The 19,397-nt window shown below is 40.8% G+C and carries 18 protein-coding genes; 5 read left to right on the top strand and 13 right to left on the bottom strand.

The window, feature by feature from the left end; genetic code table 11:
- Positions 1 to 191: 191 nt before the first annotated feature.
- From MOJ78_RS04905 to MOJ78_RS04880, 6 genes are all read right to left on the bottom strand, one after another.
- Positions 192 to 911 carry a polysaccharide deacetylase family protein gene (locus MOJ78_RS04905; RefSeq protein ID WP_304980089.1) on the bottom strand — a complete coding sequence of 240 codons (720 nt, stop codon included), beginning with the start codon at positions 909 to 911 and terminating at the stop codon, positions 192 to 194.
- Between the two features lie 51 nt (positions 912 to 962).
- Positions 963 to 2,162: a DUF6843 domain-containing protein gene (locus tag MOJ78_RS04900; RefSeq protein ID WP_304980088.1), complete on the bottom strand. Its 1,200-nt coding sequence runs from the start codon at positions 2,160 to 2,162 to the stop codon at positions 963 to 965.
- Between the two features lie 100 nt (positions 2,163 to 2,262).
- On the bottom strand, positions 2,263 to 3,039 hold the full coding sequence (locus MOJ78_RS04895; RefSeq protein ID WP_304980087.1) for a 3-hydroxybutyrate dehydrogenase: 777 nt from the start codon (positions 3,037 to 3,039) through the stop codon (positions 2,263 to 2,265).
- Positions 3,040 to 3,063: 24 nt separating this feature from the next.
- Entirely contained in the window at positions 3,064 to 4,383 is a 1,320-nt protein-coding gene (locus MOJ78_RS04890) for a GntP family permease (protein WP_304980086.1), read from the bottom strand.
- Between the two features lie 326 nt (positions 4,384 to 4,709).
- The gene (locus MOJ78_RS04885; RefSeq protein WP_304980085.1) at positions 4,710 to 6,080 is read right to left on the bottom strand and encodes a sigma-54 interaction domain-containing protein; all 1,371 of its coding nucleotides are present in this window, start codon (positions 6,078 to 6,080) and stop codon (positions 4,710 to 4,712) included.
- Positions 6,081 to 6,275: 195 nt separating this feature from the next.
- Entirely contained in the window at positions 6,276 to 6,764 is a 489-nt protein-coding gene (locus tag MOJ78_RS04880) for a MarR family winged helix-turn-helix transcriptional regulator (RefSeq protein WP_304980084.1), read from the bottom strand.
- 249 nt (positions 6,765 to 7,013) lie between these two features.
- Between MOJ78_RS04880 and MOJ78_RS04875 the strand changes: the two genes are divergently transcribed.
- On the top strand, positions 7,014 to 7,640 hold the full coding sequence (locus tag MOJ78_RS04875) for a hypothetical protein (protein ID WP_304980083.1): 627 nt from the start codon (positions 7,014 to 7,016) through the stop codon (positions 7,638 to 7,640).
- A 190-nt stretch (positions 7,641 to 7,830) separates the two neighbouring features.
- Positions 7,831 to 8,700, top strand: coding sequence for a YitT family protein (locus MOJ78_RS04870; RefSeq protein ID WP_370529804.1), 870 nt, complete (start codon positions 7,831 to 7,833; stop codon positions 8,698 to 8,700).
- 68 nt (positions 8,701 to 8,768) lie between these two features.
- Here MOJ78_RS04870 and MOJ78_RS04865 read toward each other — a convergent pair.
- A protein-coding gene (locus tag MOJ78_RS04865) for an IS3 family transposase (RefSeq protein ID WP_370529725.1) occupies positions 8,769 to 10,105 on the bottom strand; the annotation gives its coding sequence in 2 pieces (ribosomal slippage) (positions 8,769 to 9,694 and positions 9,694 to 10,105; 1,338 coding nt in all).
- Positions 10,106 to 10,299: 194 nt separating this feature from the next.
- Between MOJ78_RS04865 and MOJ78_RS04860 the strand changes: the two genes are divergently transcribed.
- Positions 10,300 to 10,884 carry a GNAT family N-acetyltransferase gene (locus MOJ78_RS04860; protein WP_304980081.1) on the top strand — a complete coding sequence of 195 codons (585 nt, stop codon included), beginning with the start codon at positions 10,300 to 10,302 and terminating at the stop codon, positions 10,882 to 10,884.
- Between the two features lie 137 nt (positions 10,885 to 11,021).
- Positions 11,022 to 12,476 carry a 4-hydroxyphenylacetate 3-monooxygenase, oxygenase component gene (hpaB, locus tag MOJ78_RS04855; protein ID WP_304980080.1) on the top strand — a complete coding sequence of 485 codons (1,455 nt, stop codon included), beginning with the start codon at positions 11,022 to 11,024 and terminating at the stop codon, positions 12,474 to 12,476.
- A 29-nt stretch (positions 12,477 to 12,505) separates the two neighbouring features.
- Here hpaB and MOJ78_RS04850 read toward each other — a convergent pair whose 3' ends face one another.
- The 4 genes from MOJ78_RS04850 to MOJ78_RS04835 all read right to left on the bottom strand — a co-directional run bounded on the left by MOJ78_RS04850 (position 12,506) and on the right by MOJ78_RS04835 (position 16,657).
- Complete coding sequence (locus MOJ78_RS04850) at positions 12,506 to 13,600, bottom strand: hypothetical protein (RefSeq protein WP_304980079.1); 1,095 nt, start codon at positions 13,598 to 13,600, stop codon at positions 12,506 to 12,508.
- A 247-nt stretch (positions 13,601 to 13,847) separates the two neighbouring features.
- Complete coding sequence (locus MOJ78_RS20865; protein WP_370529767.1) at positions 13,848 to 14,981, bottom strand: site-2 protease family protein; 1,134 nt, start codon at positions 14,979 to 14,981, stop codon at positions 13,848 to 13,850.
- A 345-nt stretch (positions 14,982 to 15,326) separates the two neighbouring features.
- A complete protein-coding gene (locus tag MOJ78_RS04840; protein ID WP_304980078.1) occupies positions 15,327 to 16,088 on the bottom strand; it encodes an NUDIX domain-containing protein in 762 nt (253 codons plus the stop codon).
- On the bottom strand, positions 16,085 to 16,657 hold the full coding sequence (locus MOJ78_RS04835; RefSeq protein ID WP_370529766.1) for a histidine phosphatase family protein: 573 nt from the start codon (positions 16,655 to 16,657) through the stop codon (positions 16,085 to 16,087). The genes MOJ78_RS04840 and MOJ78_RS04835 overlap by 4 nt, the downstream gene beginning before the upstream one ends.
- A 70-nt stretch (positions 16,658 to 16,727) precedes the next feature.
- Here MOJ78_RS04835 and MOJ78_RS04830 point away from each other — a divergent pair, with 70 nt between their 5' ends.
- The gene (locus tag MOJ78_RS04830; RefSeq protein WP_304980077.1) at positions 16,728 to 17,666 is read left to right on the top strand and encodes an AEC family transporter; all 939 of its coding nucleotides are present in this window, start codon (positions 16,728 to 16,730) and stop codon (positions 17,664 to 17,666) included.
- On the opposite strand, the gene MOJ78_RS04825 is transcribed toward MOJ78_RS04830, so the two are convergent.
- Together MOJ78_RS04825 and MOJ78_RS04820 are read right to left on the bottom strand one after the other, a co-directional pair.
- Entirely contained in the window at positions 17,655 to 18,425 is a 771-nt protein-coding gene (locus MOJ78_RS04825; protein ID WP_304980076.1) for an SDR family oxidoreductase, read from the bottom strand. The genes MOJ78_RS04830 and MOJ78_RS04825 overlap by 12 nt on opposite strands.
- A gap of 2 nt (positions 18,426 to 18,427) precedes the next feature.
- Positions 18,428 to 19,336, bottom strand: coding sequence for a DMT family transporter (locus MOJ78_RS04820; RefSeq protein WP_304980075.1), 909 nt, complete (start codon positions 19,334 to 19,336; stop codon positions 18,428 to 18,430).
- Positions 19,337 to 19,397 lie beyond the last annotated feature (61 nt).

Below are 19,397 nucleotides of genomic sequence, written 5' to 3'. Positions count from 1 at the left end.
TTAGGGGGCCTAAAAGAAACCCAAGAATTAACTGCGAAAATCTGAAATTAACTGCGAAACCTAAGAATTAACTGCGAAATCCATTATTTTGTCTGTAATGTTGAAAAAGTCTGATCCTACCTCAACGTCCTATCTGACAGTTGGATCAGCTTTTTTCTTATGCATGTTGTTTAAAAATGGGAGTTATTCATTTAGTCGCTTCCAGATTCTAATAACTCGCTAACAGTTTGAAACGAATAACCTTTATCCTTTAATGTATGGATGATTTTCTCAACTGCTTCAAGTGATTCTCGTTCCTCGTTGTCATACATGACGTGAAGTAGAATAATTGATCCTGGTTCGATGGTTTCATTCACATGCTGGAAGATTCGATCTGAACTCCCAGCTATTTCCGGGTCGGAGTCTGGTTCAATGTTCCACATAATCGTTTTTTTATCGTGTTTGTTTAAATAAAACGGTAAGAGAAACAGCTTTTTTCCATTCGGTGGACGAAAATGAATGTCTCCTTTGTATCCTACTTTCCTGATCGCCTCATCCGTCCTCTCTATCTCGTTCTCAATAAAAGAGTATGATTTGAAGATCATCCGTTGGTGGGAGTATGTGTGGTTACCTAGCTCATGTCCCGCTTGCACAATCGATTTTGCTGCCTCAGGATTTTTTTTAATCATATTTCCGTTTAAAAAGAAGGTCGCCTTCACTTTCGTGTCAGCAAGAATTTTTAAAATATCATCTGTCTTTTCTGTTGGACCATCATCGAAGGTCAATGCAACTACCTTTTCCTCTGTGTTAACCTGCTCAACCAGCCCTCCAAACACTTGGAAGCTCCTTGCATTCATCAACTGGTAAAGTCCGAAAAGAGTGAATAAGATCGTTGTTAAAGATATCGCAAAAATCATTATAAACTTTTTCATCTGGATCCTCTCATTCTGTTCATTAATCGTGCATCATGCGTGTGTAACTTTTTACGAGTTTTGAAGATATTCAGCATAGTCAAAAGGCTCATGCTGTTGAAAATCTTCTTTTGGACCGACGTAAAATACGATTAGCTCAGGATAGTAATAAATTTCTGAAAGTTTTTCTTCAGGAATCCTAGTCAACTCTTTACTGCTTTTATAAAAGAAATGATCGTAGTGGGAACTAAAGCTGATATCATGAAAAGGCACTGTACCGTTCCCATCTTGGTCAATTTGAACCGAGGTGCCTGCGATGATACCCGCTTTATCACCTGTCCGAACCTTCACCCACCCTGTATACCCATTTGGAATATAGATTTTACGGGGGTCTCGATCTGGGTCAGGTAATTCAATTAATGGAACCACGTTTGGTTGAATCCGGTTCAGGAATTCTGTGTCTGTCCCTATAAAAATCTTCTCTATGTCGTAGTAAACCGATACTTCCGCACCAGTATACGAGTAATCTGAGACACCAACGAAATGGACCTGATCTGCTGGAATCTTTTCCTTCAAACCTTTCTCCATTATGTAAAAATACTTTTTATCCTTGAGTGATCCACCATTTAATAAGCTCGATGTTTTTGCTACACCTTTCTCATTGACACGGATGATACGTTTGTCCTCAGTAGCTTCGAGTGGCGTATGTTCGGGGTCACCGTAAAAAATGTAAACCCACCCTTTATGGCCTTCTGGTATGTAGTAGTGGGTTAACGGTGGTTGTTGATCGATTGTGCCTTGAAAAAACCAAACAAGACAACCAATGATAAGCAATGTTGCACCAGCACCATATCCGAAAATCGACTTTATCTTTCGTTCAAATCGCCAGCTTTCGTTTCGTCTTTTTAAAATCGTATCAATGAGTGCAAACAAAAATGCAATCGGAGTAATAAGTGCTAGATAATTGAGAACCTCGGCACGAGGCACAATGAGATTCATGATGCCCAGCGGAATGATGACAAAGCCGACATGGATCAAGATGGAATAGAACCAGCTGAAACGAGCTGTATTGGGTATAACGATATCCGCTACGATTGACACTGGTAATCCATAAATTACAATGGCAATCGTCACAAATACAAAGTAAATGAGTCCCCATGAAATGGCTTCGTAGCCGTCGCCTATAATTCCGGCAATGACAAAAAAGGCTGTCGTCATAATACTCGTCGCGAGCGCTGATAAGAATTTTCGCCATAAGAAGCTTAATTGCATTTTAGTACCCCCATGCCCCTCTTTTCTATTATTTATCGTATCATAAAATCTTCCTAAACAATAAAGACCCTCCAATTCAGGAGAGTCCTATCAACATCATCTATTGAGTTGTGTAGCCACCATCGATCACAACTGCTTGACCAGTGACACCCTTCGCTTTATCACTCGCTAAGAACATCGTATAATCTGCAATTTCTTCGACAGACAATAACCGCTTTTGCGGAACTAATGGATAGATCACTTCTTCCATTACTTTTTCCTTAGGAATACCTCGGTTTTTCGCAAGGTCCTCCAGCTGGTTTTGAACAAGCGGAGTATCAACGTAACCTGGACAAATCGCGTTTGCCGTAATTCCGTTTTTTGCACCTTCTAATGCAGTAACTTTAGTAAGACCTATCACCCCATGTTTTGCGCTATTATAAGCTGCTTTTCCAGCGAAGCCGACAATTCCATTAATCGAAGACATGTTTAAAATCCGTCCAAACTTCTGCTTTTTCATAATCGGCATGACGTGTTTGGTTGCGATAAAAGGTGCAACCAGCATGACCTGCATCATCAATTCAAACTTTTCGGTAGGGAACTCTTCAATAGCGGCCACATGTTGAAGTCCCGCATTATTGATTAACACATCCAACCGACCAAAGTGCTCTATCGTTTGTTCAATTGTCTTCTTGAGCTCTATTTCAGATGTAACATCGCATTGAATACCAAGTACTTCGTGTCCTTCATTTTCCAAAATCCTTGAAGCTTCTAAAACACCTTCTTCATTCAGATCAATCAAAACGATTTTTGCACCATTTTTAGCAAATGCTTGTGCAATTTCATTTCCAATTCCACTCGCTGCACCGGTGATATAAACAACTTTATCTTGGACCACAATTCTTTCCTCCTAAACTAAGTACTAAATTCCTAAACCAAATGAGAAAAGGATGATTGCTAGAGCGAGTCCGAGCAATGGAACGATTACAGTCAATGCACCAACCGCACCATATGCAGCCTTATGTGTCTCTCCACAGATTGCGCGAACGGTTGTTACTACATACCCATTGTGCGGCAAGGAATCAAGTGCACCTGAAGATATAGCTACCGTTCGATGCAATGCATCTGGATTCACTCCTAAATCCATATAGTGAGGAGCTAAAATCGGTAACGCAATGGCCTGACCTCCCGATGCTGAACCGGTCATACCAGCTATCACACTGACTGCAATAGCACCACCAATCAACGGACTACCTGGTATGTTTGTCATAGCGTTAACGGCTGTATCGAATGCTGGTACTGCTTTCGCAACACCACCGAACCCAACAACAGCAGCTGTATTCCCGATTGCAATCAATGCTCCGAGTGTTCCTCCAGATACTGCTGCCCAGAAATCGGTAAAAAACTTCCGATTCAATAAATACGTAGCAATAACACCACCTAGTAATGCAACGATAAGGGCTGATTGCTCCAATGAATCATGGAAAATAAAAGAGATTATCAGGACAACTACAAGAGGTATTAAACCAGCAATTGGATTTGGCAGTTCTTTTTCAAGTACTTTGGGATCATCCTCACGTGCTTCGAATCGCTCCCCTGTAGATGCAGCTTTCGTAATCATTTTTTTTAACCACCAATAACCGAATACAGCCATGAAAACTGCTACAATTAAGCTGACTTCCCAACCTGCATATGGTGAAGTCCCTAAAAATTCAATTGGGATCCAGTTCTGAATTTCTGGTGAACCGGCTGAAGTCATTGTGAATGTAACGGAACCAAATGCAAGTGCAGCAGGTATAAACCGCCGTGGTAAATCTGCTTGCTTGAATAAGCTTAACGCCATAGGATAGACTGAAAATGCGACAACGAATAGGCTGACGCCACCATAGGTTAGAATCGCACAGGCGACTACAATGGCAAGGACTGCTTTTTTCATGCCTAGCTTTGTCACAACCCATTTGGAAACACTATCGGCTGCTCCACTGTCTTCCATTACCTTACCGAAAATAGCACCGAGTAAGAACATTAAAAACCAGGCAGCGACGAATCCTGAAAACCCAGCCATGTAATTCCCGATGAGGTTTACTTCTCCTTCGCCTGCCAGCTGTGGAAATAACGGCATTCCACTTAATACCGCGACGAATAAAGCACATAGCGGAGCAACAACAAGCAAATTCATCCCACGCATAGTTAGGATGATAAGTAATGCTAGACCCCCAATCAGACCAATCATACTTAACATACGCCTTCCCCTTTCAAGAAACCTTTTTTGGACGAAATCCATGGAACCGCTTACAAATAATCCGATGTAAATACAGATCAATCGACATCTCGAACTGAAAAATGCCGTAATAAAGAACCGGATTTATCCATATTTCCGCCCATTATTTACTAGTTGCAAGTTTCATGCCAAGACTGTTTGTCTGTTAATACCAATGATTTTCATCGGTCAACCATTTCGATTATTCCGAAAAATCGGAATAATAATCATTAAAAATACTCTTATCTTTTACAAATTCAAAAATTCCAGAATCACGGAAGGTTTTCCGGAGTTCTGGAATGGACAGCTCACTCTTCAATTTTAAATTTGTGTAATTTTTCATATAAACTTGATTTTCCAATCCCTAATGTTTTTGCTGCCTCTAACTTATTTCCCCGATTTTGCTCAAGTGCCTCTATGATCGCTTTCCGCTCTGTTTGTTCAAGTAGTTTTTTCAATGATTGCTTTCCTACTCTTAATAATTCCTTCTCTGTTAAATAATCAGGTAATGAATCTATTCCGATGATTTCCTCATATGTGAGGTGTACCGCTGCTTCGATGACATTTTCCAATTCCCTTATGTTCCCAGGCCAATTGTGGTGATACAAAATATCAATCGCTTCTTGATCAATGTGATTCACTCGTTTACCAGTTCTCTGGGTAACTTTCTTCAAGAAATACTCAGTTAATGTAGCTATATCCTCTTTTCGCTCGCGTAATGGAGGAATGATGAGCTGGAACCCATTAATACGGTAAAAAAGATCTTCACGAAACAGCTTTTCTTGTACCATTTTTTCAAGTGGACGATTTGTTGCAGCTATGATACGTACATCCACCATTTCTTGCCGGTTCGATCCAATCGGCTCAATCTCTCTTTCCTGTAGGACTCGTAACAGTTTCGCCTGCATGTGTTGCGGCATATCTCCAATTTCATCTAAGAAGAGCGTACCCTCATTCGCGAGTTGTAATTTACCGACTTTTCCACCCTTTTTTGCACCTGTAAATGCACCCTCCACATAACCGAATAACTCTGACTCAAGCAGATTATCAGGGATGGCTGCACAATTCACTTTGACAAAGGGTCCACTACTACGCTCACTAAGCTGGTGGATACCATGAGCAAATAGCTCTTTCCCTGTTCCGCTTTCCCCGCGAATCAGGATGGAAATATCGCCACTTGAAATCTTTTTGACGCGTTGTTTCAAATCCTGAAGTGCGTCTGAGCTCCCGATAATATCATTCAGCGAATATTTGGCTCCGTTAATCGCCGTCCATTCTTTACGGTAAAATTCTAGTTCCGAAAATAGACTCTTAACATGGCTGTTCATCTTTTTCCACTGCTCAGTATCACGGAAAATGACTGTCCCAAGAGCAGCTGCCACTTTATCCTCATGAAAGATTGGAATCCTATTTGCAATCATGTAATTTCCTTTAATGAACTGTAAGTCTGCGATTTCTTCTTTTCCGGTTTTTACGACAACATGCATTCTCGTATTTTCAATGACCTCTGTGACATGTTTTCCAATCACTTCTCTTGCATCCACTTCAAGGAATTCGCAATACGTTTTGTTCATAAAACGTACGATACCCTCAGTGTCCACAACCACAACCCATTCGAATGCATTATCTATAATTGCTTCTAAAATTTCATTTTTAACATAAAAATCTGTTTCGGGCATCTGCCTCTCCCTCTCCTCAGTCTATCTATTACATTAACACATTGTCTGATTGATTATTAGATTATTCTGACGATAGGTGGTTTTAAATCTATTGATATCCGTATCAGTGATGGTAAGAGTAATAGAACTATAACAAAAAAATGACCGTCTAGAAGATTAGATGGTCATTTTTTTCGCTATATCGTTTCAAAATGCTTACATTCTTGACGAATCAATTGAGCGTTTTGTTTTTTCGACCCAATTAACGAAGCGGTCCCCATGATAGTATCGATTCATTTCAGATTGAAGTTTGGTCATTTTCAGTAACAGGTCCTCTTCAGCCTTATCAAAATAACCTAATACTCGGTAATCATCCTGTTGCTTCAAGATTTTATCAGCCACAAGTGCTCCATTTTCAGTTAGTGCAATATACGAAACCCGTCGATCTTGAGGGTATTTATTTAATACGATGAAACCTTTATTTTGCAGCCTCTTCAAGACCTGAGTCACTGTAGAAATATTTAGTAAGCTCAATTCACTCAGGGCGGTAACAGTTAGTTCCTTTTCATGGAAGATGATCCAAACAAGATGCTGTTCTGAAACCGTTAAACCAAGCTGTTCGGCACTTTCCTTTAAATCGCCCTCAAGCACTTTGTATAGACCTCTCCACATATTCATGAGTACATGCATTCTACCTATATTCATATGTAACACCCCGTCTAATACTTATTATATAGTCCACTATACTACTTAAGTATTAAATTATTCAATGGTTATTTTCCGCTCACATAAAAATCCATCTATAGACGGGGACTACAGTTAAACATCACGAATCACCTTTTTAAAGGACATTAGTTTTTCTGTAAAGAAATTTTTTCCATCAATTTTTCAATAATTATCTACCCCTCTGGTCAAACTACGATTTAGTAAACATTTTCACAAGGAGTGATTCGTTTGAAGAAGCTTATATTCGTTATGCTTATTGCATTATTGACGGGCATTACCTATCCAGACCTGGTCGACGCTCATGAAACCGGCCATAGTAACAAGGTTCAAGAAAAGGATGAACATCACAAATTTTACCACGACGAGTTCCGATCGTTGCTTAAAAAAAGCTATTCCAAGCATGATATATTTCGTGCCTTACAATTTTCAAAGTTAACAAATCATTCTCCAGAAAAAATCCTTTCCTACTATAAACAAGCAGGTTCATGGGACAAAACTGCAGAACATTTCAAGGTTGATAAAAGAGAGCTTGAAAAACAAAAGCAAAAATGGAAAGCACATAAACAATTGATGAAGAAAAACAAAGGTAAGATATTAGACTACCTTGCTGCTTATAGTAAAACTGACAAACAAGAACTGACCGGATACCTCGAAAGTGGTATTAAATTTCATTCTCTAGTTAAGGCAACTGTCCTATCAAAGCTAAGTAACACCGAATTAAGTCGGGTTATTCAATATAAAAGGGACGGAAAAAATTCAAAAGAAATCGAAGCGCAACTAAATCTTGATGATCATGATGTACGAAAGGAAATGATGAAGGTGAAAGGTGAAATTCATTCCCTAATAAAAGAATAGACTGGATTTTACAATCAATAGTCACCACGATGAAGGGCATTCATTTGGATGCTTTTCATCGTGTTGCCACTGAACATAATGGACATTTTCAGCGCTTCCCTGTGATATAATTAAAGTAACATTTTGTAACTGGAGGTATGGGATGTCAGATTCGACTCAACTGAGTTTACTTGAACAACAAGAAAAGTATATGAAACAAATACAGCATAAAAAATTGACAAAAGGGAAAATTGCTCTACGAGTTCTTCTAATTACCATAGGGGCCGTCATGATGGGTGTCGGACTTGAGATATTTCTTGTCCCGAACAAAGTCATTGATGGTGGGATTGTTGGAATCTCGATCATGCTTTCTTACATCTCAGGTTGGAGTCTAGGACTTTTTATCTTTATTTTAAACCTTCCTTTCTTCTTTATAGGTTATAAACAAATTGGCAAAACCTTTGCCCTTTCAACCCTTTATGGAATTTCTGTACTATCCGTTACTACCACATTTTTGCACCCAGTACCTGCCATTACCCAGGACGTTCTTCTCGCAACAGTATTTGGAGGTATTTTTATCGGGATTGGTGTCGGGATTGTTATTCGGTATGGTGGTTCACTGGATGGAACAGAAATACTAGCGATCCTCTTTAATAAAAAAACACCATTTTCTGTCGGGGAAGTCATTATGTTTCTAAATCTATTTATTCTCTCTAGTGCTGGTTTCGTTTTTACATGGGACCGTGCAATGTATTCGTTAATTGCTTATTTCGTTGCCTATAAAACCATTGATATAACCATTACCGGTTTGGATGAATCGAAATCAGTTTGGATCATTAGTGAGAATTACGATCTGATCGGTGATTCAATTATGAATCGTCTTGGACGAGGAGTAACCTTTCTAAAAGGGGAAGGTGCCTATTCCGGAGATGATAAAAAAGTAATCTTTTGTGTCATAAATAGACTGGAAGAAGCAAAACTCAAGGAAATTGTTACTGAAAATGATCCTTCCGCTTTCCTTGCCGTTGCTGATATTGCAGAAGTCCGTGGTGGCCGCTTTAAAAAGCGGGATATCCACTAGGAGCATTACTATAAAGGGTGGGCCTCACATTAATCTGTACCCCTTGTAAAGGACAATTTTAAAAAAGGCTAGGCTGCGTTAAGAAGATGATCTCTGTATTGAACGGGGGTCATCTTTTTCATATTCCATTGGTATCTATAGGAGTTGTAGTATTTAATGGCAGTTTTTACTTCCCGTTTAAGATCTTTCAGTGTTTTACAGGATTTTATTTCAGCTAAATCTTTGAAATGACCAAAAAAGGATTCCTGTGGGGCGTTGTCCCAACAATTCCCCCTTCTGGACATGGACTGGCCCAGTCGATGTTTCTTCACCAACTTTTGATATACAGGGCTGGTATAATGACTCCCTTGATCAGAATGGATGTAGGCTCCTTTAGCCAGTTTAACCTTCCTATTCTTCTTTAACTTCTTAAGCGTGTCCATAGCGATGTCGAGCGTAATTCGATCCGAAACATTATGGGCCAATACTTCATTGGTAGAGGCATCTATAATGGTTGATAAATAAGCCCTTTCCCCTTTCCCGAAGTAGAGATATGTGATGTCTGTAAGCAGCACCTTATAAGGTACTTCCTGTTTGAACTCTCTGTTAAGCTGGTTCGAAACGACTTTGTGCTCCTGGGTGGCTTTCATAATACGCTTGTAAGGATTCGCTCTCCGGATAGGACATACAATGCCATACTTGTTCATGACTCTCCCGATTCTTTTAAGGTTATAGACAATATTAAATTGACCTGCCAGTATCATTTTAATTTGGCGGGCTCCTTTTTTACGGTTCTTAAAGTGAAAGGCTTTGAGAATAACATCCCGGACAACTTCATCCTTTTTCTCTTTTTCCCTTCTTCGCTTTACTTGTTTCGCTGAAAAATAGTTATAGTAGCCTTGACGAGATACGCCTGCAGATTTACAAAGGTAAGTGATCATGTTTTTTAACTTATATTTCTCAATGATGTATCGAATGAGGACGAACTTCTGATCAGCTGATAAGATCAGTTCTTTTTCTTTAGCCCCCTTTCGGCGAACTTTATCTTTTTTAGCAATTCGTTCTCTGCTTTCAATAAATTATTTTCCGCCTCTAACCTTGCATATTTTTCTTCATTGGAAAGTTCTCTTTTCCTTGGTCTTCCTGATTGTCCTCTTCTTGCATCCTGAAGTCCCAGTGCTCCATTTTTACGATAGGCTTTCCCCCACCTTTCAGCAGAACATTTAATACGTCTAGTTCCAATAATCTCTGTATCAAACCCGTACTCTTCAAAAATCTCTCTAGAGAATTTCCCACGTTCCTTTTGAACAATAAACAGCTGCTTGAATTCATCAGTATAGGTGATGGCTTTTGAAGTAACGGACTTAACATAAGGATTTTTTGATAATAGTTCGATCTCTTTTTTTGTGAAGCATTTTTTACTCATGTGTGTTCTCCCATCCCATTTTTCACTCTAATTGTACACAAAAAGACCCTGCAGAGTAGACCTTTTTTTAATGTGTCTACTCTACAGGGTACAGTTTACATTCCCGTGAAGCTTTCCTTTTTTAATTTACACCAAACTTTTTAACAAAAATCATCCTGCTGTGAGTAAAATGAAATAAAGAGAGGATGATGATCATGTGGGTTGAACCTGTAACGCTAAAGGGTGAGCATGTAACGATTCGCCCGATGGAAAAAGAAGATCTCGATGAGCTGTACAATGCAAGCGGGCACGAAGAAATCTGGTCTTATATGCCAATGAATATTACGTCCAAGTCCGATATGGAACTGCTTATTGACCAAGCACTTGAAGGTAGACAAAAAGGAAACGATTTTCCATTTGTGATTCATGACAACAAGCTTGGTAAACTGGTGGGCAGTACACGGTTTCTTGATACTTCTGAAGTTAGCCGAAACCTTGAAATCGGTTGGACCTGGCTATCACCAGATGTTTGGCGAACACCGGTAAACACGGAATGTAAGTACTTACTGCTAATGCATTGCTTTGAATCTTTGAAAACAATCCGTGTTCAGCTAAAAACAGACGGCAGGAACATCAGGTCGCAAAATGCGATTGAGCGGATAGGAGCGATTCGCGAAGGAGTTTTGCGAAAAAGTCGAGTTACATACACTGGTTTCGTACGGGACACAGTCTACTTCAGTATTCTTGAATCCGAATGGCCTGAGGTGAAAAAAAATCTAGAACGACAATTAGATAGATGAGTTAACAAGGATGTTATATTGGAAATCATAAAGAATGGCTTTTATCTATTATAGCGTCCCATTATGCCGTATTCGTTCGTACCTATCTCCGCTTTTGTGCATATCGTGTAAATATGATTGGCAAAGGAGTTAAATGTATGGGACTTATATCAGGCCAACAATATATCGATCGGATTAATAGCCTACAGCCTGAACTCTGGATCGACGGTGAGCGGGTTAAAGGAAAGTTTTCCGAGCATCCTTCCTTGAAGGGCATCATGCAGAGCAAAGCGAATCTTTACGATTTACAACTGTGTGAAAACAAACTGAATAGGATGACATTTCAAAATGAATCTGGCGAACGTACCGGAATGAGTTTTTTACCTCCAAAAACGAAGGAGGATCTTGAGCGACGTAGATTAGCATTCCAAGAATGGGCAAAAACCAGCGGCGGTTTACTCGGTCGATCTCCGGATTATCTCAATACAATCTTGATGACCTTTACACAGGCCGCAGACGTGTTTTCGGAACAGGATCCCGTTTTTAGTCAAAACCTTAGAAACTTGTATCAATCGGCTGTCAAAAACGATTTATCATTTACACATACGTTCATTCATCCGCAAGTGAACCGAGGTCGTTACCATTTCGATCTTTCTTCCGATCAAATTGCAGCACATATAAAAGAAAAGACGACAGACGGGTTGATTATCCACGGTGCACGCCTTCTTGCAACACAAGGCGGCTTAACTGATGAGCTGATCGTTTTCCCACAGGGAGGTATTGCAGATTCATCGATGGCCAATGGGTTTTCGATTCCTACGAACACTGAAGGATTACGTTTCATCGCACGTGAATCTTTTGATTATGGTAAATCGCAGTATGATCATCCATTAGGCTCCCGTTTTGATGAGATTGATTCGATTGTCGTATTTGATAATGTGTTAGTTCCATGGGATCGAGTGTTCTTTTATGAAAATATGAAAGTGACAAATGAACTCTATTCGAAAACGAGCTTTTACCCGCAAACCATCCATCAGGTTGCTAACCGTTGCATTATAAAAACTGAATTTTTCCTTGGTATCATTCAATTGATGGTCGATACGATCAACGTAGGGGAATACGATCATGTTCAGGAAAAGGTTGCGGATATCATCGTTGCACTTGAGGCAATGAAGGCGTTTGTTTTATCAGCTGAAATGCAGGCGAAGATTGACGTATGGGGACTAATGACTCCAGCTTCTGAACCTTTATTTTCAGCGATTCGCTATTATGCGAAAATCTATCCGAGGTTTACGGAAATCATCCAATTACTTGGAGCGAGCGGGCTTGTCTCGATTCCTGGGGAGAACGATTTCAACTCCCCTATTAGAGAAGATTTGGATCAGTATTTGCAGGCAGCGAATGCGGGTGCTTTTGATCGTGTGAAGATTTTTCGGCTCGCATGGGATTTGACGATGAGCGCATTCGGCTCTAGACAGACGCTTTACGAGCAGTTTTTCTTTGGTGGTCCGCTCAATCTGTCAAAAATGCTTTACCGAAGCTATGACAGAACTGACTCAACCGAATGGATCAAAAAGTTTCTTTCGATTGAAGACGAAAAAGGGGAACTCTGAGATTAAGAGTCCCCCTGTTTTCGTTTCGACTATATAGCATAATTTTCGAGCATTTTTAAGAATACGGTTAGTCGCTCTTTGATTTGAGCCTTCGTACCATATCGTATTAATTCCTCACCATCGAGAATGTCTTTTTGAAACAACTGATAGTGCCCATGCGTCATCGTAAGGAGTTTAAGAAAGACTTCTACACTCAACGATTGTTTATTATCAATTGAGCCTTGTGTATAACCACCGATGAAACCATTTGCAATCGCCAGCAGGTTTTCCTCGAATAGATGAAACTCATGCTTTTTATACCTTGGCACGTTATAAAAGGTAGGGAAAAGCACTTTGTAATTGTGGACATGGTTCGCTGCGAGAGAAACCCCAGTGTAGATGAGCGGATAGGGGTCAATCAAATTTACTCCATCCTCTCTAAAAATCAAGTTTTCTGGCGACGTATCCTGGTTTGTGAATACAGGCTTCTCTCCTGTAATTGCTCGATGTGGGATTAGCTCTTTTCCGATTTGCATTACACGTTTTTTGTCAAATTGTAATTCGGAGGCAAGAAGTTCTTCCAGCTCTTGCTCGTATTCCTCCGTTTCTTGGGCGATAAATGATTGGAGGTCCGAATCAAACTGCCCGATCAATTTCCCACAATTCCATGTCAGATAGCCTAACCCCTCAACCGGCGAAGGAATCTGTTCTTTAGCGAGAAAAAATTCTCCAAGCTCAACACCATATCGATAAGATGCTACGTTCGTTTGTAAGCCTAGTTCAAGTGATGAACCTACATAGGATTCAATGGTAAACGTTAATTCTTCACTTACATGGTAATTAAAAAACTGAGGACAAATCCCCTTTTTAGCTTGATTCGCATGCTTATAATAAGATTGGGTTCCTGCATATTCAGCGTGTAAAGCGTGTGCATCGAATTGAACCTCTTTATCGTAGGCAACCTTTTTCGGAAGACGGATGACCACCGGCTCACTTTCTATTTTCACTAGATAAGCATGATGCCATGCACCCTCTCCTAGCCTTTGAAACTCCGACTCATTTTTCAATGTCGGCAATCCTAATAATGAAAGTGCATTATTTATCAATTCGAATTCAGTAGTAGGTTGATTGGTTAGTATGTTCATCTGTTTCCTCTCTATTTTAGCAACTGTTTTTCTATTTTTCGTTCTAAGCTGTCCATATGAACGCTTCATAGTGATGGTTCTGCCTACTTTTCGCTCCGAACTGTCCGTATGAATGCTTCATAGCGATGGTTTCGCCTAATTTTCGCTCCGAGCTGTCCGTATGAACGCTTGATGGCAGCCGTTTTTCCTTTTTTCCGCTCTAAACCATCGTAATAAACCTGTTATAATCCCCGTTCACCTATTGGACTTAAAATGTCTGCAGCCCTGTCAATGACAGTTCCCCGTACCACCATAGACCGGTCAATACTGCACCGAGCAGAAGATATGCGATGAGTGCGATCGCTTTTTCTTTAGGCGTCGCTTGATAATAGCGCTCTTTCTCCTCGACACCCTTTTGCAACTTTTCGATATGTTTATACTGCGCTGCTTTTACTTCACTGAAACATGTAATTATCTGTTCTTCATCTTCTTCGATGCGAGGGGTTTTAAGTAGCATATAATACGTATGATTATTCGCCTTATCAACCTTCCACCCTCCCCGCTTTAAACGTCTACCTGGTGAATACCATGGAACCTTTGTATGATCGATCTCAACCATTTTTGACTTGCTTTTTTCGAACTCGGACTCGATAAACCAAGAAAAGGAGATAGGATCGCTATGTTCCCATTTCTGCTGTAATACCTTGATTTTTTCAATTAGATCGAATGTACGGTCCAAGTCATAGCGATCAACCTTTAATTGTGTCCGCTCCTTATGGAGGCTGCTAAGCATCTGTAATCCGAAAATCATGATCAAAACAATCATCGGATGAAAATTGAAGAACAAATAGACTCCCATGAAAAGTAAACCGAAAAACCAGATTTTTGTTGAGACCACTGCCAGGATTCTTCCTCCATCAAGCGGTGAGACTGGAATCAGGTTGAACAGGTTCAGCATTGCACCGAGTAAAATGACGAGTGCCCATAATTCATATTGGGTGATGCTATATAAAATCAACGCAGGAATGATCGATACGACCCCAGCGAGAGGTCCGCCATATGCGATATACGATTCATCCTTCGCTGTTTTCGGTTGTTCCTTCAGACCGATGACAGCCCCCATGAACGGTATGAAAACTGCAGGGGTTGTTTTGATCCCTTTTCTTCTCGCACAAATCAAATGCCCCATCTCATGGACAAAAAGCAAATAGATCAAAGCAACAGCGAACTTCCACCCGAAGAAAACGGCATAAGCCCAGAGTGATATGAACAAGGAAATCAATGTCGAAAATTTGGCGAGTTTCAAAATTGCAATCGCCCATTTTAATTTTGTTGCGAAAAAAGCTCCTATTGCTAAAAGCCATCCAAAGCTTTGCCGTTTTGCTGTATTTGTGTTATCCATTTAACTCCCCCCTAAAAAACCTTCTTAATTGATGTTCAAAAAGGAGGATAAAAAGAGCCGAGAAGTTCGAGGCACGACAGTCTCGAGGAAGGCTACTCACTTGAAGGCATCTTTGCTGCCTTGCACCGAGGAAGCTTTCATCGATAGCATCCACTAGTTAGATGCAGGTGCACAATGATGTACATCGATGAACAATACTTCCTTGTAATACGTGAGGACCGGAGAGACCGAGTACAAGAGTAGTCTACGGAAGCGGTACCTCGCACGAAGGAAAAGTGAACTTCTTTTTCAAGGAACGAAGAAATTCGACAGCTATTTTTACCGGACTTCTTTGAACAACCTCTATTAGTTGAACCGATGCACAAGCTCATATGGACGCACCCTTGTTGTTTCCATCGGCATATTCCCTTCTGAATTCAATGCATCCAATGCACGCGAACGCATGTGAGGACGTGTAATGTAGTCAGAAAGGTTCTCGTCATTCAGCTTCACAAACCGAGCAGCTTGAATCTCTTCAACTTGTCTAGTAATCTCAGTAGTCAACGCTTTTCCCTTAAAAACGACACTGACAATTCCCCTAGATACATTCTGATAGACTCCGGAAACACCAGATAGCTCAATTTCTACACCAGTCTCCTCTAAAATTTCCCGTGTCAATGCTTCTGCAAGCGGTTCACCTTCCTCCACCTGCCCACCTGGAAGCTCCCATGTGTCGTTTCGCCAATTCGTTTTTACAAGTAAGGTCTCCCCTTGGTCATTCTGGATGAGTCCCCCAACAGCAACAATGTGTTTCGGGAACTGATAGTCTCCGGTTGATTCGATAAACTCCTGCTTGCTGCTCAGGATGATGTCCTTCAGCTTTCCTTTATGCTCTTGAGCCTGCTTGTGCAGATAATCTTGCCGAACTCTTTCTTCAATTTGTTCATATTCTTGTAAGCTTTTATACTCCCAAATCGCTGTAATCTCATTCTTGTCCTCATTAACCCAGCGACCTACTAAGCTAGAACCGTTTTTCCACTGGTTCGGTATTAAGTATGTATGAAAAAATTCATTAAACGTTTCAAGTCCTTCAGGTTTGATTGTATAGGTTTTCTTCCGATAAATCATTCGGCAACCTCCTTGTGTAGTTTTATATGCTGTACATCTATAAGATTTTCTTTTACAAAGGTTAATTTATATACGTCTGGCATCTCTAATTGGTTCCAAAATGTACGATCAAAGTTTGGGTTGAAATAGTTCATCATCAACACCATGATGTTTCCGTGTGTGCCGACAACGACTCTTTTGTCTTCATGCTGCTTCAGCACTTTTCTCAGGCTGGTAACTCCTCGAGCTTGAGCCACCTCGTTCGACTCGCCTCCTGGAAAGGAAAATGCAGGTTCCGACCAGAGCTTGTCTATAGCGTCATTAAAATTTTCGACTGGCTTTTCAGCAAGTGTTCTTTCTTTAAAACCATCTACTAGTTGCACAGTTTTCCCAATGTGAGTTGCGATGCCTTTAACCGTCTCCACCGCTCTCCTATATGGACTTGATAGGATAAAGTCAATATTTTCATTTCGTAAAATCTCTGTCAGATTCTTCGCCGCTTTCTTTCCTTGCTCCGATAAACCTCGCCCATACTCATTTTGTGTATAGACAGAGTGAGCGTGACGGACCATATAAATTTCTGTCATCATATTCAGTCCCTTTCCCAAGAAGTGCACCTATGTTTGAACTCTCTCATACCCTGCAAAAGGAGGGATTTTTATGGGCGCTGCAACTCTATTATTTCAAGAAATGATTATGCTATATGGCATTGCATTTATTGGCTACATTGCCCGAAAGTATCAGATCCTTCCAGAAGCATCTGATTATGTATTGACACAGCTCGTCCTTTACATCACGTTGCCCGCACTCATTTTATATTCGATGGATTTTCCATATGACCCCGCTTACCTACATGACTTTTCCTGGTTAATCGGGTTATCGTGCATCGCAATCATCCTTGCTTGTGGAATAGGAATGTTTTTACGAAAACGAGCTGACCTTCCTGAAAAGCAAAAGGGTGTGTATGAAGGGTTGATTGTGTTTGGAAATCAGGGCTTTATCGGGTATGCCATCATCTATATTTTACTCGGCAATACTGGAATCCTATATACCGCCGTATTCAACTTCTTGTATATACTATTGATTTGGACTTATGGAATTTACGTTGTGGGACGAACCAATGCATCCTTTTCCTGGAAGTGGTTAGCTTTCAACCCTGGTGTTATTTCAACCATCGTCGGCTTTGTTGTATTTATGCTCCCATTCCAATGGCCTAAATCCTTTCATAATTTATTCGAAACCGTCGGACTCCCGACTATCCCTTTATCTATGCTAATTATCGGAATCCTTTTGGCAAACTTGAGTGCATCAGAGGTATCGGCCTTTTTACATAGCAAATACCTCTGGCTGTCTATATTTACGAGATTGTTATTCATTCCCCTTTGCCTAGTTCCTCTAATAGCCATCCCCATAAAAGAATCACTATTGATCGTTGTCGTACTCGTCGCCGCCACCCCGTCCGCTCCAACCATCGCTTTATATGCTCGTAAATATGGTGGTGATCCGTATTTTGCTTCTATTGGTTCGTCTGTTTCAACGGTGCTTTCGATGGTTACGATTACGCTTTTATATGGGCTTTTAAAACTATTAGGATCGTAAAAATCCGCCTTCTGAATGGATGATCTGTCCTGTCACCCATTCTGCCTCTTCACTCGACAGGAATTGGATCAGTTTTGCGACGTCATCCGGTTTTCCAATTCTCCCCATCGGAAATCTTGGCAAGAGCGCTTCCTTCAGATCATCCGTCATCCACCCCGTATCGTTAGGTCCCGGATTCACGGCATTGATCGTAATCCCTTTTTTCGCAAGTGGGGGTGCTAACGTTTTCGTTAATGTCTCGACGGTTCCTTTCGTTACTGCATAGGAAATCTCATCACTCATCGGGTCTTGCGATTGTCCTGATGTAAGACTGACCACCCGTCCTCCAGACCCTTTCGAAAATCCCCTTGCAAACGCGACCGTTAAAAGTGTCGTTGCTCGAACATTGATTTGATAATGTGCATCGAGGCTTTCGGCAGTGATCGATTCGACATCATCATCGACCGAATAACAGGCATTGTTGATGAGCATATCCGGATAGCCAAGACTTTCGGTAACTCGTTCAATCAACGCCGGTAAGCGTAAAGCATCCGATAAATCCCATTGGGCATGTTCACAACGTACTCCCATTGACGTTATTTCATCGGCTAGACGCTCGGGTTCATCCTCTTGAACCCCCCATTCCATTAGCTGGTCATAATTCGTCCAGTAGATAAAAAAGACATCTACTCCTGATTGCGCAAGCCTTCTGCACACCCCCGCTCCGATTCCTTTCTCACGGCTCGCCCCTGTTACAAGTGCAACTTTACGATTCGCCATTACTATTTCACCTCATATGTTATAGAATGTTGAACGGCTTCTTTCCGCTTTTCCTGTACGATCATCACCGCGCTCAGTACGAGAATAATTCCTGTAAGCTGCCAACCGCTTAACGGTTCTCGAAACATGAAGACGCCGATCAGGGTGGCAACGACGGGTTCGATGGTAGCCGTGATCGATGCCCTGCTTGACTCGACATACTGCAATCCAATTGTATATAAAAGATAAGCGAGAACGGTAGAAAAGAAACCGATTCCGACTGTATTTAATATAACTTCTGTTTTAAGAAGCGTATCCAATTGGTTCCACAATCCACTGAACGGAGCAATGGCAACCGTTGCAAAAATGAACGTGTAAAGTGTCACTGTCATCGATGAGTATTTTTCGAGTGCATATTTTCCAAAAATGCTGTAGAGAGCATAGCCTAACCCGGAACAAAGTCCAACGATCACACCGTATGCTGAAACCGAACTCGTACCACCCGGGATGACTCCGATAACAAATACACATCCAACTAGTGTCAAAAAGAGAGCGCCCATTTTTCTCATGGTAAGCCACTCTTTAAAAAGCAAGCGGGAAAGCAATGTTACAATGGCCGGTGCCGTGTACAACAGGATCGCAGCAACGGCAATCGATGTTTCTTGAATCGCCGTAAATAGACACCAGTTAAAGAAAACAATACTGAAGATGCCCGTTCCGACAAAGTAAAAGCTATCTCGCCAATCGATCCGCATGAGAGCTGGATTTTTAACGAGAACAACGATTACAAGCAGAATTGCTGACGTCAGGACCCGGATCGAAACAACTTGTAACGGAGTAAACCCATATTCATATAATCCTTCAACAAAAATGGCAATAAGTCCCCATAAAGCTGCGCCTAATACAATGAATACATATGCCCACTTGTTCATAGCTGATACTCTCCTTAAATTCGATAGGCTTATAACTAAGTTCCATAAAGACAATTAATAT

The organism is Alkalihalobacillus sp. AL-G (genome assembly GCF_030643805.1).
GTDB lineage: Bacteria > Bacillota > Bacilli > Bacillales > Fictibacillaceae > Pseudalkalibacillus.
This window is presented reverse-complemented; position numbering and strand designations above follow the sequence as displayed.

Coding starts and splice junctions, on each gene's coding strand:
- MOJ78_RS04835 (WP_370529766.1), bottom strand. CDS start 16,657: ATGATGACAGAAATTTATATGGTCCGTCACGCTCACTCTGTCTATACA.
- MOJ78_RS04850 (WP_304980079.1), bottom strand. CDS start 13,600: ATGAACATACTAACCAATCAACCTACTACTGAATTCGAATTGATAAAT.
- MOJ78_RS04885 (WP_304980085.1), bottom strand. CDS start 6,080: ATGCCCGAAACAGATTTTTATGTTAAAAATGAAATTTTAGAAGCAATT.
- MOJ78_RS04870 (WP_370529804.1), top strand. CDS start 7,831: ATGAAACAAATACAGCATAAAAAATTGACAAAAGGGAAAATTGCTCTA.
- MOJ78_RS04905 (WP_304980089.1), bottom strand. CDS start 911: ATGAAAAAGTTTATAATGATTTTTGCGATATCTTTAACAACGATCTTA.
- MOJ78_RS04890 (WP_304980086.1), bottom strand. CDS start 4,383: ATGTTAAGTATGATTGGTCTGATTGGGGGTCTAGCATTACTTATCATC.
- hpaB (WP_304980080.1), top strand. CDS start 11,022: ATGGGACTTATATCAGGCCAACAATATATCGATCGGATTAATAGCCTA.
- MOJ78_RS04880 (WP_304980084.1), bottom strand. CDS start 6,764: ATGAATATAGGTAGAATGCATGTACTCATGAATATGTGGAGAGGTCTA.
- MOJ78_RS04900 (WP_304980088.1), bottom strand. CDS start 2,162: ATGCAATTAAGCTTCTTATGGCGAAAATTCTTATCAGCGCTCGCGACG.
- MOJ78_RS04820 (WP_304980075.1), bottom strand. CDS start 19,336: ATGAACAAGTGGGCATATGTATTCATTGTATTAGGCGCAGCTTTATGG.
- MOJ78_RS04825 (WP_304980076.1), bottom strand. CDS start 18,425: ATGGCGAATCGTAAAGTTGCACTTGTAACAGGGGCGAGCCGTGAGAAA.
- MOJ78_RS04860 (WP_304980081.1), top strand. CDS start 10,300: ATGTGGGTTGAACCTGTAACGCTAAAGGGTGAGCATGTAACGATTCGC.
- MOJ78_RS20865 (WP_370529767.1), bottom strand. CDS start 14,981: ATGGATAACACAAATACAGCAAAACGGCAAAGCTTTGGATGGCTTTTA.
- MOJ78_RS04840 (WP_304980078.1), bottom strand. CDS start 16,088: ATGATTTATCGGAAGAAAACCTATACAATCAAACCTGAAGGACTTGAA.
- MOJ78_RS04830 (WP_304980077.1), top strand. CDS start 16,728: ATGGGCGCTGCAACTCTATTATTTCAAGAAATGATTATGCTATATGGC.